Source organism: Pseudoalteromonas piscicida, from assembly GCF_002208135.1.
Lineage (GTDB): Bacteria > Pseudomonadota > Gammaproteobacteria > Enterobacterales > Alteromonadaceae > Pseudoalteromonas > Pseudoalteromonas piscicida_A.
The window spans coordinates 449,100-463,395 of the sequence record NZ_CP021647.1 but is presented as its reverse complement, the minus strand read 5'-3'; the positions used below and the strand labels follow the sequence as shown (position 1 = coordinate 463,395).

Annotated in this window: 11 protein-coding genes and 1 pseudogene; 3 read left to right on the top strand and 9 right to left on the bottom strand. The window is 42.6% G+C overall.

Annotated features, from left to right (window positions below):
- Window positions 1-2 precede the first annotated feature (2 nt).
- Window positions 3-446 (top strand): GNAT family N-acetyltransferase, encoded by a 444-nt coding sequence (locus B1L02_RS20580; protein WP_088532639.1) that lies wholly within the window; start codon window positions 3-5, stop codon window positions 444-446.
- Between the two features lie 402 nt (window positions 447-848).
- Here B1L02_RS20580 and B1L02_RS20575 read toward each other — a convergent pair whose 3' ends face one another.
- The 4 genes from B1L02_RS20575 to B1L02_RS20560 all read right to left on the bottom strand — a co-directional run bounded on the left by B1L02_RS20575 (window position 849) and on the right by B1L02_RS20560 (window position 5,162).
- Window positions 849-2,075 carry an FG-GAP repeat protein gene (locus B1L02_RS20575; protein WP_223192184.1) on the bottom strand — a complete coding sequence of 409 codons (1,227 nt, stop codon included), beginning with the start codon at window positions 2,073-2,075 and terminating at the stop codon, window positions 849-851.
- A 212-nt stretch (window positions 2,076-2,287) separates the two neighbouring features.
- A complete protein-coding gene (locus B1L02_RS20570) occupies window positions 2,288-2,788 on the bottom strand; it encodes a DUF4240 domain-containing protein (RefSeq protein WP_088532637.1) in 501 nt (166 codons plus the stop codon).
- Window positions 2,789-2,943: 155 nt separating this feature from the next.
- Complete coding sequence (gene ilvN, locus B1L02_RS20565; RefSeq protein ID WP_088532636.1) at window positions 2,944-3,441, bottom strand: acetolactate synthase small subunit; 498 nt, start codon at window positions 3,439-3,441, stop codon at window positions 2,944-2,946.
- A complete protein-coding gene (locus B1L02_RS20560) occupies window positions 3,441-5,162 on the bottom strand; it encodes an acetolactate synthase 3 large subunit (RefSeq protein ID WP_010605491.1) in 1,722 nt (573 codons plus the stop codon). Before B1L02_RS20560 ends, ilvN begins: the two co-directional genes overlap by 1 nt.
- A gap of 365 nt (window positions 5,163-5,527) precedes the next feature.
- Here B1L02_RS20560 and B1L02_RS25245 point away from each other — a divergent pair.
- Window positions 5,528-7,818: pseudogene (locus B1L02_RS25245) on the top strand (immune inhibitor A domain-containing protein); the annotation flags it as partial.
- Window positions 7,819-7,833: 15 nt separating this feature from the next.
- Complete coding sequence (locus tag B1L02_RS25240) at window positions 7,834-8,499, top strand: PKD domain-containing protein (RefSeq protein ID WP_420541217.1); 666 nt, start codon at window positions 7,834-7,836, stop codon at window positions 8,497-8,499.
- A gap of 15 nt (window positions 8,500-8,514) precedes the next feature.
- Here B1L02_RS25240 and B1L02_RS20550 read toward each other — a convergent pair whose 3' ends face one another.
- The 5 genes from B1L02_RS20550 to ppnN form a co-directional block, all read right to left on the bottom strand.
- Entirely contained in the window at window positions 8,515-9,522 is a 1,008-nt protein-coding gene (locus B1L02_RS20550; RefSeq protein ID WP_010377116.1) for an isocitrate dehydrogenase, read from the bottom strand.
- 196 nt (window positions 9,523-9,718) lie between these two features.
- Entirely contained in the window at window positions 9,719-11,410 is a 1,692-nt protein-coding gene (locus B1L02_RS20545) for a hypothetical protein (protein ID WP_088532635.1), read from the bottom strand.
- A 155-nt stretch (window positions 11,411-11,565) separates the two neighbouring features.
- Window positions 11,566-11,964, bottom strand: coding sequence for a DUF3192 domain-containing protein (locus B1L02_RS20540; protein WP_088532634.1), 399 nt, complete (start codon window positions 11,962-11,964; stop codon window positions 11,566-11,568).
- A gap of 138 nt (window positions 11,965-12,102) precedes the next feature.
- A complete protein-coding gene (gene xni / locus B1L02_RS20535; protein ID WP_088532633.1) occupies window positions 12,103-12,873 on the bottom strand; it encodes a flap endonuclease Xni in 771 nt (256 codons plus the stop codon).
- A 5-nt stretch (window positions 12,874-12,878) separates the two neighbouring features.
- Entirely contained in the window at window positions 12,879-14,222 is a 1,344-nt protein-coding gene (gene ppnN / locus B1L02_RS20530) for a nucleotide 5'-monophosphate nucleosidase PpnN (RefSeq protein ID WP_088532632.1), read from the bottom strand.
- Window positions 14,223-14,296: the final 74 nt, after the last annotated feature.

The window sequence follows — 14,296 nt, the reverse complement described above, 5'->3', positions numbered from 1 at the left end:
ATATGAATATTCGAGAGTTCAGCGAGGAAGACTATCCAAGAGTTTTGGAGATCTATTCAAAATCTAAACTGGATGAGCTTCGTTTTGAGAAGAAGACATTTAAGCTCTTGCCCCTAGAAAATGATGAAAAGAGATTGTCTGCGCTTAGGGAATCAAAGATATACGTTTTTGATGATGGGAATATTCTTGGGTTTGGAGCAATATTTGGGTCAGAGATTAGAGCGCTATTTGTTTGCCCTAGTGCTAGAGGAAACGGAATCGGAAGACAAATACTTGAATTCCTTTTATCACAACTATGCGGCAGGGCTAATCTTTTTGTCGCCAAGACAAATGAGCCAGCAAAGAACCTCTACAAGGCTTACGGATTTGAAGTGTCTGATGAATTTCTCACTGAATATAATGGCGAGCCAGTGTATGCGAATGAAATGGTTCGTATAAATGGATAGTGCTAACAAGACAAAGTAATATGACCCTCAGATAGGTTGAACGTATACTTTAGCTTTTTAGCTAATGTGTGTCGCAAACGAAAGTTAGCGCTGATAAGGTCGCAGGAGTCAAGTATAAGTAAAGCAGAGCAAGGGAGTTCTAAAGCTTAAGGTCAAAGGCTAGTTAAGCCGGTTAGGTTAAATGTATAACAAACACATGAAATAAGTTCCCTATCGGTCGCCCGACGCGCAAAAAACCGTGAGCTTTTATGTGATCATACCGAATGTCTTCTTTAAAGCCTTTCTAGTTGCTTGAACGATTCAGAATGGCACCAAGCCAACAGTTAAATAAGAGTCTATCAATCAACTCTGACAGCCAAAGTCTGAGCTTAACAAGCCAAGCTCAGACATTACAAATCGCTATTATTCCACCAAATCCAGAATATAGGCGGCACCTGAGCCTTCTCCTTTGTCATCGCGGTGGGGAGTTGCGATGATGGCGGTGTTATTTGAAACCGCAATATTCCAACCAAACCTATCTTCTGGCGCGGCGTCATTGGCAAATATCTTAGACGCATATTGCCATTGGTCTTGTTGTTTTTTGTATAGATAAAGTGCCCCCGCGTTATTACCTTTTTCATCATGGTGCATCGCGGTGACAAACGCCATGTCCTTACTTAACGCAACACCGCGTGCAAATCTATCATCCGTTTTGGCGTCTGGTGCCACTAATTTTTGAATTTGCGTCCATTTATCATTTGTTCTCTCAAACAGATAAGCAGAGCCGGCATCTTTACCTATACCGTCGATATCATCTCTTCTAGCAGAAATAAGGGCTGTATCTCCAAAAATAGCCACGCGAACACCAAAAATATCGGTGTTTCCACCATCATTTGCCATTAGTTTTGCTTGCGAATTCCACTTTTTACCATCGAATTGATACACATAAACAGCACCAGCTTTTTCTGCTTTTTCATCATTCAAATCTGCGCCGACTAAAATGGTATCGCCATCTATTGCTACGCTAATTCCGAATAGGTCTCCATCAGCGCCATCCCTTGCCGTCAACTTTGACTGAAAATGCCAGCTATTGTTTTCTCTCGCGTATACATACGCTGAGCCTGAGTCTTTGTGTGGCGCATCGCTGTGTGGTGCACCGATCACTAAAAATTGCTCGGTGAGCGCAATACTTTGTCCAAAGGCATCACCCGCTTTTGCATCGTTGGCGGTTAAAATTTGTTTTTGTATCCAGCTATTTTCTGTGCGCTCAAAAGCAAACACCGCACCGGCATTTTCTCCTTTATCGTCCCGATTTATCGCACCAAGCATGGCAATATTATTCTTAAGGGCAACATTGCCGCCAAGCGTGTCGCCGGCATTGGCAGGCTGCGCGATGAGCTTTGCTTGTTGCTGCCAGCCAGACGCACCTAGCGTGTATAGGTAAGCCGCACCAGTATCCTGACTCATATTAGCATCCACTTTGTGGGCACCAACTAATGCAGTTGTGCCGTCTATCGCTACGCTATAACCAAACTGATCTTCTGCTTTACCATCATCGGCTAACAACTTTTGCTGCACAGCCATACTTTGACAGGCTATCACTAACGCTAAACTAGGGAAGTATTTTAAAATAGAGGGGGCTTTCATCATTATTCTTTTTGTTTTCGATATAGGGAATAAACATAGTATTCCACTGATCAAGACTTAACAAGAGGTTGTGTTTTAGCAAAGGCGTTTTGGTAAGTTAGCGAGAAGGATTGATGGGCTATATCGAGTTGTGGCATTTTGCGATGGTAATAATGAGTTTCAGCATCTAAAGCTAGAACAACCAAAACCCATCATATAAAACAATAAACTAAACCTTATCCAAGCCAATATTGACCAAAAAGTTGAGGTAGTTCAGCCTTTAACTGTTTTGGTTTATTTTTAAACTTTTTACCTTGCGGCGGAAAGTTCACGACACTGTGATACGGGAGTTCGTCCTGATTTTTTTCTTCAAAAAGCAACCCAGCAACTAAATCTAATTCGTCAATAAACGGGTAGGGCAGGTCGTCTTTATTGGGAATCGCAAACTTATTGGCTAATTCGTCTGGTTCCGCAGTAAGTACACTTACCGCTTCAGGGCCGCGACTGATGATCCAATTACAAAAGTCTAAAAAATCATATTCGCTATTACAGCCTGCAATCACGTAGGCCACTTTCCAGTTATCCCAGTGCCACAGAGCCCTTAGTTCTTTGGTATATAATGCATCGAACTGAGCAATTTCTTCTGAAATCAGCGGAGATAAACGCGTTTTTAAATATTCATTATCGTTTGAATGATCGGGGGCGGTGACAAGCTGCCAGAAGCGTTCGAGTTCCATGTGCATAATCTAACTTGATAAAAACGAGATTATAGCCAGTAACCTAATGAGAGTAAATCGAAGCCGCCATGCAAAATAACCGAAGCGGGTTGTACGTAAGACAACGTGCTCACCCGCGCAAAAAGATCACAGTGACAGCTAAAAGGTGAGTGGTTTTATCCTTTCAGTGCTTTGTCACCACGGCCAATACCTACTGCACCAGAACGCACAAGTTCAATAATGTCGCTTTCGTGACGTAATAGATCCAAGAAAGATTCAAGACGGTCGGCTGAGCTTACCATCTGTAATATATAACTTTGCTTGCCCATATCTATAATGCTGGCTTGGAACACCTCAGCAACACGATTGATAGCCGCTCGTGTTACTTCGTCTCTGGCATAGACTTTTACCAATAAAAGCTCTCTTTCAATATGCTGCATATCACTTAAATCTATGACCTTAAGCACATCCACCAGCTTGTTAACTTGCTTGGTGATTTGTTCAACAATGCGGTCATCGCCTTGGGTCGTGATGGTGATACGAGATAGCGTTTTGTCTGCAGTCGTACCCACAGTTAAGCTGTCAATGTTATACGCACGCTGAGAAAATAAACCCACAATACGAGAAAGAGAGCCTGGTTCATTCTCCAATAAAATCGATAATATTCTTCTCATTATGCTTTTACTCCTTTTTTCAACCACATCTCGTCTATCGCACCTTGCTTAATTTGCATTGGATACACATGTTCTGACTCATCGACCAAAATATCTAAAAATACAAGTCGGTCTTTAATCGACATTGCTTTTTCCAGCGCCGCATCAAGTTGTTCTGGTTTATCAACCCGAATACCGATATGACCATAACTCTCTGCAAGCGCAACAAAATCGGGCAGTGATTCCATGTAAGAACTCGCATGACGTCCCTCATACATCATATCTTGCCATTGGCGTACCATACCAAGCGAGCGGTTGTTTAACGAGATGACTTTGACAGCAAGGCCGTATTGCAAACAAGTTGAAAGCTCCTGAATATTCATTTGGATTGAGCCGTCTCCAGTTACGCACAATACTTCGCTTTGCGGGAATGCCATTTTTACGCCCATCGCAGCAGGTAAGCCAAACCCCATGGTGCCAAGTCCGCCTGAATTAATCCATTGACGAGGCGATTTGAACGGATAGTACTGCGCAGCAAACATTTGATGCTGTCCTACATCCGAGCAAACATACGCGTCACCGCTGGTCATTTGGTATAGCTTTTCGATAACCGTTTGCGGCTTGATTTTTTCTACACCCGCAGTAAACGACAAGCATTTCTGAGCGCGCCATGTTGTAATTGCTTGCCACCAATCTTCTTGTGCAGCGCGGTCGATGCGCTTCTCGCTTTTTTCGATACCGCGTAGCAATTGCTCCATCACCGTATCTAAGCAGCCCACAACAGGAATATGCGCTTGAATGGTCTTAGAAATTGAAGTTGGATCCACATCAACGTGAACAATTTTGGCATCCGGACAAAACTTCTTAACGTTATTGGTTACACGGTCATCAAAACGCGCACCTAATGCTAAGATAACATCGGCATTCGCCATCGCCTTATTCGCTTCAAGACTACCGTGCATACCTAACATGCCAATAAAGTTAGGATGTGTGCCACTGATCCCGCCAAGACCCATTAAGGTATTGGTGATAGGCGCATTTAGTTTCTCAACCAACTCAGTCAGTTTTTCCGAGGTATTCGAAAGAATAATGCCGCCGCCAGAATAGATAACCAAACGCTTCGCTTCAATAATGGCTTCGACCGCTTTGCGGATCTGCTTGGAATGCCCCTTTACACTCGGGTTGTAAGTACGCATATCAATCTGTTCAGGCATCTGATAATCGAATTTAAGCGCAGGGTTCAAAATATCTTTTGGCAGCTCAACCACAACAGGTCCTGGTCTACCAGAGTTTGCTAGATAAAATGCCTTAGCTAATACTTCTGGGATTTTTGTCGCGTCGCGGCAGTTAAAACTGTGTTTAACGATAGGGCGAGAGCAACCTACAATATCCGTTTCTTGAAACGCATCATCGCCGATTAGGTTTGAAGGTACTTGCCCTGAGAGTACGACCATTGGGATTGAATCCATATAAGCGGTCGCGATCCCTGTAATGCAGTTAGTGGCACCAGGGCCACTGGTCGCTAGGACAACACCGACGTCTCCCGTAGCTCTGGCATAACCGTCTGCCATGTGGGTCGCTGCTTGCTCATGTCTAACTAAAATATGTTCAATATCTGATTGCTGAAACAACGCATCATAAAGATCAAGAACCGATCCTCCGGGATAACCAAATATGTATTTTACCTTTAATGCGCTCAATGCTTTTACTACTAGCTCGGAGCCGTTGTATTGCTCTGCCATTACCTCATTCCTCGTTGACTGTGCGTGCCTGTTATATTTCTAAAATCAAAAAAAAACCCCGCTGGTTGCGGGGTTTGAGTATTTCTTTCAAGTAATAGCTCCCCGCTGAACTCTATGAAGAGACCAGTACCACCACGAGAACGATTAGCTGAAAGAAATTAGTCATTATCTTGCCTTTAAGTTGATTTCAAAGTTAGCCTACACAGTATTAGATATAAATTCCACCTTTCCACCTTTCAATTGTTGAAATATTACATTTCAATTTAAAATTCACCACCAATTAGATTTTTTATTTAGCAGAACTTATACGGGAACAAAGCGATAAAAATGCTAAACTTAATGCTCAATTAGACAGGGATTCTTAGATGAATATTTTTAAGCTAAGCGTATTGGCATCGACCATACTGCTATCAAGTACAGCGTCAGCGCAGGTACTCTATAAAGATCAGGTTATCTATTGGCAGGAGAAAAAGCTTGGCCGCACGCTCAGCGAATACGAGCGAAAAATTGCGCTTGAGCAATTTGTCAAAACAAAGCCCATTGCCAGCCAAATAAAAACACCTTATGCAATTAAAAACGTGCACCTTGGCAATACTAAGTTAGGCAAACAATTTGCGGTGGGTACAGCACAAACACTTAATGAAGCCAAAATTCTTGCTATTTTGGTCGATTTTCCCGACTTGCCTAACGACCAGAACCGACTAAACCCGGGTGATACGGATATGTACTACTCAAGCTATCCCGCGTCTCATTACCAATCATTATTGTACTCAGATAGCGGCTATAACGGACCGAACAATGAACCGTTACAATCCGTTACCCAGTTTTATCAAGCGGCCTCAGGCGGTAGTTTTAAGGTATCTGGCAATGCATTTGGCTGGGTAAGAGCCGCTCAAAATGCAGCCTACTATGGCGAACAAGAAGGCGATACCCGAGACTTACGACCGGAAGAGTTAGTGTTCGAAGCGGTAAGCAAAGCTGTAACTCAATTTAATATCGACTTATCTGAGTACGATAAAACAGATTTGAACGACATAGATGGTGACGGTAACCGCCTTGAGCCTGACGGCATTATCGACCATGTCATGTTATTTCATTCCAGTATTGGTCAAGAAGCGGGGGCGGCGTATTAGATACTGATGCAATTTGGTCACATCGCTTCTTCGTATTTGATGAAAACAACCAACCTAAGGCAATTCCAGATACCAACTACAAGATTTATAACTACACCATAAATCCTATTGATGCTGCAATCGGCGTAGTTGTCCATGAGTTTGGTCATGACCTCGGATTACCGGACGAATATGATTTAAATTCCAATGACATAGGTGAACCCGTTGCGCTTTGGTCAGTCATGTCTTCAGGCAGTTACTTAGGTCAATTAAGTGGCTCACAGCCCACCCAGTTCTCCCCTAAAAGCCTTGAGTTTTTACAACAAAATTATGCAGGTAATTGGTTAAAGCAAACTGAGTACACGTTTGATGATTTGAGTACAGAACAAACGGTAACGCTCACAGATATTGGGGTGAACAATGGTACCACGAATCAAATAAAGATAAATTTGCCAGCACAACTAGAGGAATTTATAACACCTCTGGATGGGAACTATCACTATTACTCTGGACAAGACGACAAACTCAATAACCAAGCAAGTTTTACCGTAAGCTTACCTAACGCAGCCGAAATTTCATTATCCATGCTTGCAAATTATAGTATCGAGCTTAACTACGATATTTTCCAAGTGGCAGTAAATGGACAGCCAATTGCTGGCAATACCACAAAATCGAATCATCCAAATTATACCAGTGTCACTAATTACATGGATGGCGAGTCGTCGGCTTTTGGGGCTAACCCAATTACGTTAGATTTTGATATCTCAGCGTACCGAGGACAAACAGTCACCGTAACATTCGTTTATCAAACTGACGATTTTGAAACACTTAAAGGGGTATTGTTAGATAACATCAAGGTGACAGCAGATGGTGCGCAAATCTATACTAATAACGCAGAGCCTACAAACGACCTTATCTACAACGGATTTCGTAAGATTTCAGGCTACAGAGCTAAACCAAGTAACGCTTACTACGCACATTTACGCTCATTTAGAGGGTTAGATGCTGGTTTGTCTTTGTCTGGTTACAATTCAGGTGTGTTGATGTGGTACAGCAACTATGGGCAAAGCAATAACTCCACTTCGTTACACCCCGGTTCTGGCGATATGTTGGTGATTGACCAAGACCAAAACCCAATTTTCAAAGCCGACGGAACAACACCTGCAACGAGTATTATTCAAATCAAAGATGCAACACTGCGTTTAGATACTCAAAAAGCAGGTCTTGGCGACCAACATCTCACGCCAATCAGTACGTTTGATGATACTCAGGATTACACCTTCTCAATCCAAAAGGAGTCAGGTGTTAGTTTGCCAGGTTTTGGTGTTCAACTTAGATTGAATACCATAGAAGAAGATGCGAGCAGCGCGCAAGTCGGTGTAGTTTATCTCAGCGACCCTAAAATTACTCACGTACAATCGCAAAACACCGTTAAGTTTAATGTCAAAGGCCTAGCATTAAACGAATCAGATAGTTTTTTGTGGAGCTTTGGCGATGGTCAAACAAGTAACGCGCTTTCACCTATACACAGCTATCAAGATACCGGCAATTATACGGTAATGTTCATACGCACCAAAGCTGACGGGAGCAGTTCAGCGTTGAGTTCTAATGTTAGCGTTGGCAACGTCGAGCCAATCCCGCTTACAGTCGGTGATGTCAAAGCAACTACAGTAGGGCAAGGCTTTGTCTTCAATGCCGAAATCATCGGTGGCAAGGCGCCTTATGAGCTTGAGTGGAACTTTGGTGACGGGACCACAGCAACATCAAACTCAGTTGAACATATCTATGAGCTAAGCGGCACATACATGGTAACGCTTAATGTAACAGATGCCGAAGGCGAGGCCGTAACTAAGTCAACCTCAGTGACGGTTGTTGTACCACTTACTATTGAAGCCACCGCGACCACATCTAACTTACAGGCAAGCTTTGTCGCAACTGCGGTAGGGGGAGATGGTAGCTATCAAGCTAATTGGGATTTCGGTGATGGCACGCAAGGAGCAGGTTTAACTGCATCACATAGCTATGCTCAAGCGGGCACATATAATGTCGTGTTAACCCTATCGGATGGCGCAGATCAAAGCGCTAAAGGCACTGTCGAAATCACCGTAACGGCACCAATAACAACACCGACGGACTCAGGTGATGGCGGATCGTCTGGAGGCAGTATAGGATGGTTTGCGTTAATCGGTGGTATGCTAATGGGGATAAGAAGAAGGTGGTGCTAGCGCACCACCCAAGGATTAAAGACGCTCAATTACCGCCTGTGTGAAATCGGTAGTGCCGTGGCTACCACCAAGATCGCGCGTTGTACGGTCGCCGCTCTTGATAACGTCAGCTACTGCACTGCGGATTTTTTCCGCTTTATCAGCTTCGCCTAAGTACTCAAGCATTTGAATTGAAGCTAAAATAACAGAAGTTGGGTTTGCAAGGTTTTTGCCAGCGATATCTGGTGCGCTACCGTGAACCGCTTCAAAGATTGCAGCGTCAGTACCAATGTTTGCACCTGGTGCCATACCAAGACCGCCAACAAGACCCGCGCAAAGATCAGAAAGGATGTCACCGAATAGGTTTGTTGTTACGATCACATCAAACTCTTCAGGAGTCATTACTAATTTCATACAAGTAGCATCAACGATCATTTCTGCTGATTCAATTTCAGGGTAACGCTCACCAACTTCACGAGCAACTTTAAGGAATAGACCTGAAGTTGATTTTAGGATGTTCGCTTTGTGAACCGCAGTTACTTTCTTACGACCTTCACGCTGTGCTAACTCATAAGCGAAAGTTACGATCTTTTCAGCACCTTCGCGAGTGATCTTTGACATTGCTTCCGCTTCGTTACCATCTTCAGAAACAACTTGACCAAGACCTGAGTACATACCTTGCGTGTTTTCACGTACGGTAATGATATCAATATCATCGTAGCGTGCTTTAGTACCTTCAAATGACTTAACTGGACGAACGTTTGCGTAAAGGCCAAAATGCTTACGCAATGTCACGTTGATTGACGTGAAACCTTCGCCAACAGGTGTAGTTAGTGGGCCCTTTAGCGTGATTTTGTTACGCTCAATTGCTTCTAGCGTTGCTGCTGGAAGTAATTCACCTGTTTTTTCTAAAGCAGCCAAACCTGCGTCTACGTATTCATATTCATAGTCGCAACCTACGGCTTTTAAGATCTCGATTGCTGAATCGATGATGCTAGGGCCAATGCCGTCGCCACGGATAACTGTGATGGTTTGCTGTGCCATGTTTTTTCCTTTATCAAAAGTTGGAATACACCCGAGAAGAATTGCAGACTAAGTTTAGTAGAAATTAACAAAGGTGTACGTTCGCTTGTTTAAGCCGCGTGTTATAGCAATTAATTAGGTCTTATTCCAGTATGGAATGAAAAAATAACATACATATGATTTATGCTTGTTATTGATAGTATTTATAGAATAAATATCACGCAATAGATGAGTAAAATCCGGTCTCTAGTAGCGCCAAATCAAACTTTTGTGCGGTAACAAAACGACTTTCAGTTAATACGTCGTCGACCAATTGTTTTTGCCACGCAGTTAAAACAAAGTTGGGGGATATCACTTTAAGTGCAATGAGTTTAACAAAAATAAACAGTTTACACTGCGCATTGGTCTGAGACTTTTTTAGCGTTTCGCTATCTAGCATTGCCTTATGAAGAATACTCTTTTCAAAGTACTGCTGATTAAAGTCTAGGTATTTATCTTTTGCTATTGCGCGGATCCCAAATAGGTTAGCAATTGATACTAGTTCTTCTGAATACTCGCGAGAATGGAGTGCTGTGGCATGTTGGATCTCTACCCCTTGTTTAGTCACTAAAAATACAATAACCGCTGCAAATGGAGACAACAAACGCTCAAATTGTTCACCATAACTTTCACCAACATATAAGGCGATGATTTGACTAATCACGCCATATTTATGCACGATATCTTCAGTGAAAGGAAGCTTATGGTTTGCTATGATTTGCTCAAGCAACACTCGCTGCGCCAGTAACCCAGCAGCATCAAGTCCTACCATGGCAAGAGAGTGCCTAACGGAGGCGGCTTTTAGATTTTCACGGTTATACTGCTTTGCTGCGATCTGCAATGCACTTGACACTGAATCGAACTCGCAAATCAGCTTTTCAAGTGCACGAATACTTTGAAATTGACTTTGAGATAAGGCTTTTACTGTTTCTAGCAGATGTAAATGTTCTGAGCCGAAAGGCATTACCGCAGGCTCAGCAGCTCGGTCCCAAATATTGTAAAGTAGCTTAGCATCTGTCGTCGCAGTTAAACCACAGTGAAACTGAAATTTACGATTGGCCTTCGCTAGCTTTTTGGTTTGCCCTTGTTTTACAACAGCAATTATTTTTTCACTACTGTTTTGTAACACCAAAAAGCCTACTTCACCTTTAATCTCACACAGCAATCCTGCGGGATATTTTACAAACGCCCCAGCAATTGCACTCAGCACTTTTAACGCAAAAGCGTAACTGAGTTTGCTATAAAGAAGCTTAATCGCTCTGTCTAAAACCACGCTTTTTTGCGTATGTGTAGGCGTTATTAAGCTTGCTAATCGGTGAGCAATTGCAACAATCAAAGAGGCATGGTCATTAAACCGCTGAGGGGTAGGAGCCAAGAGTTTGCTGTCGTAGTTTGAAAGGCGAGATAAAATTCGCAAACATTGCAAGTTCGGTGTTTGTCCATCGCTAAGTATCTTTACAGCCAGTTGATGCCGGACTTTCCAAAGCTTATCTTGCTGTGCATCTAACTTTTTACCTGCCGCGAGTTGGTCGCTTTCTCGGGCAACACATAAATAGTCTGCAAAGCTTGCAAGCAATAATTCTTCGGTTACGGCGCGTGAGAACTTTAAGTGATGACAGGCCATACAAACCATCACATTTTGGTTCATGACCAGATTGGTGTTGTAACCTAAGTTTTGCGAATACAGTCCAAGCTGACCGTGCATGCTACTGGGTGAGGACTCATAACAGTCCATATAAAGCTGCGCCAGTTTAACTAGGGTAGGATAGATAGAAGACCACTTTTCTTTGTAATAATAAAGCCGTGATACTTTGTGTGTACCTTGGGCTAACGCAAACAGCGTTTTACTAGTGACTATCCTTGCATCCATCTATTTTTACCAATTTTATTAAGTAAACGGTCTATTTTGGAGCGGGAAAATAGCCTTAGTAGCAAGACAAAAACTTTGCCATTTAGTTGCTCTAAATGAGGTGTCTTTATTAACGAAGCCAATATGGTATTTTGCCCTTCACATTGATTAGAGAATTAATCTAGTTGGTGTGGCACTTTATCAAATGTGACCCGCGCACCAGGCCCCCAAAGCTTTAAAATGCCATTTTCAAACAATAATCCAGTGCATTCATCTTCCGTAGTAATACCATCTGGTTTTACAAGCTGCGTACGGTAAAACACAATTTGTACAATCGTGTCGTCTTGTTTCTTCTTTACATATGTAAGGTCTGGACTACCCAAGGTATCCAACACGGTGTCTAACTCTGTCGGCTTTTCAAGGCTAAGGTTACGAATAAAACGGTTGTTAAACGCTTCCCGGTCCTGCCAAATCATTGCCTGTGGATCGTCTTTATAATAGTTGATCACGAGAAAAACCACAGTAACGTAAACCGCAAGGCCAAGAAATATGTACTGTAATATTTTCCTAATCATCTAACTGCTCAATAAAGAATGGGTAAAACGAATCTTGTATCTGCAAAACTGAGATACGCTTGTATGCAATATATCAAAGTCATCTACGTTCGCCTAGCGCTTAGCGACGATGTGATAAATTGTCAATCAAAAGCCCCTTCAAACCACTCGTATATCCTTCAAACTAAAACCAATTTCAATATCTCTTCTTAGTGTCACAAGCGCAAGACTGGTAACATAGTCGCTTGCCCCGGCCTCTAATTTCGCTTTAGCGGCAGGCTTTACTGTCTCGTCTGTTAGCATACTTTCAAAATCATCATGCTTTGTGACCAGCTCTTGCGCTGTCTTAACACCAATTCCTGCAACACCAGGGATATCGTTCGTCTTGTCACCACTTAATGCCCAAAACATCTCGAGCTTGCTTTGCGTGACTGAAAATCGACTTTTTATATCTTCAAGCGAGATTATCGACTTTTTGAAATAGTCGTAAACAGAGATAGCATCATTGATTAGCGGTAAGAAACCTTTATCAGTGGATACTATTGTGCAGTTAACATTGGCGGCAGCGGCTTTACAGGCAAGCGTTGCTATCACATCGTCAGCTTCATCATGTTCGGGATTAAATGATTTAACACCAACACTTGCAAAGGCCTCTGAAAACTTATCAATATTCTGATTCAGGAATTCGGGCATTGGCTGGCGGTTTATTTTATATTTTGGGTAGAAGTGATAACGCCAACTTTTATCACCATCAAAGACCGCAACTGCGTGTGTAGCCCCGGTTTTACGTAACAAGCTACGAGTAGCTTGCTCTACACGAAGACAAGAGGCCTTTATATGGGCCTCTTGTTCTTTACTACCTTTTGGTTGGTTAACAGCATAGATGCGCCTGATAAGGTTAAGCGCATCTATTAACAACAAATTATTCATTCACTCTAAGCTTTAATTTTATAACACGGTATATACTTGCTCCCAGGTAGCTTCATTCGCCCCTGAGTCACGAATGCACCTAGTAGCTTATCCATATCGGCCATCAGTGATTTATCACCACTTAATTCGTATGGACCATGCTGCTTAATTGCAGTGATACCTTCATCTTTAACGTTTCCAGCAACAATACCAGAAAAAGCACGCCTTAAGTTAGCGGCCAGCAATTGTTTTGGTTGCTCGAGGTGTAAATCTAGGCCCGACATATTTTCATGGGTTGGTGCAAATGGATGCTGAAAATCATTTTCAATCTTTAGCGTCCAATTAAAGTAATAGGCATCACCTTCAGACTTACGGTACTCTCGCACCGTTGCCATTGATTGTTTGAGCTTTTTGGCTACCAGTTCTGGATTGTCCACGATAATCTCGAACTTAGATAATGCTTCTTTCCCCAGTGTTTTTTCAACAAAAGCACTGAGCTCTTCAAAATATGCAGCCGATTCTTTAGGGCCAGTTAAGATCACAGGTAAACATTGCTTTTCGTTTTCTGGATGTAACAAAATACCCAGTAAATAAAGCAGCTCTTCAGCTGTTCCTGCACCGCCTGGGAAAATAATGATGCCATGTGCAATGCGTATAAACGCTTCTAGACGTTTTTCGATATCAGGCAAAATCACTAATTCATTAACAATTGGGTTAGGCGGCTCAGCGGCAATAATACTGGGTTCGGTAAGGCCTAAATAACGGTTATTCGAGATCCGTTGCTTGGCATGACCAATTGTTGCTCCTTTCATCGGTCCCTTCATAGCTCCGGGTCCACAACCAGTACAAATGTTTAGGCCGCGAAGACCGAGTTGGTAGCCTACTTCTTTTGTATATTTGTATTCGACCTCATTGATTGAATGACCGCCCCAGCAGACAATCATGTTAGGGTCTTTATTTACTTCAAGCGCATCGGCGTTACGCAGCATGTCAAAAACCATGTGGGTGATTTCTACCGGCGATTTATTCTCACCACGATATTTTTGACAAATAAAAAGTATGTCGCGGATCACTGAGAATATATGCTCATGAATCCCGGTAATTATTTGACCGTCGACAAAAGCTGACTCGGGGGGATTACTTAAGGCAATTTTTATTCCTCGCTCGCGTGCGAGTAATTGAATATCAAAATCTTCGTATTTATCGTAGATTTCAGAGCTGGAATCGGTATGACTACCTACATTCAATACCGCCAATGCACAATTTCTAAAAAGCCTATATCTCTCACTTGTGGTTGACTGCTGAAGTAAATCGACTTCCAATCTTGATAATAAGTTAAGAACCCCTGTTGGGTTTAGCTCTACTTGCATAGGCTTACTCCTTGTTTGTAATGCGCAGCGGGATTTTCTTGAGCAAAGTAGGAGCCAAGTACTAAGTCTTGCCA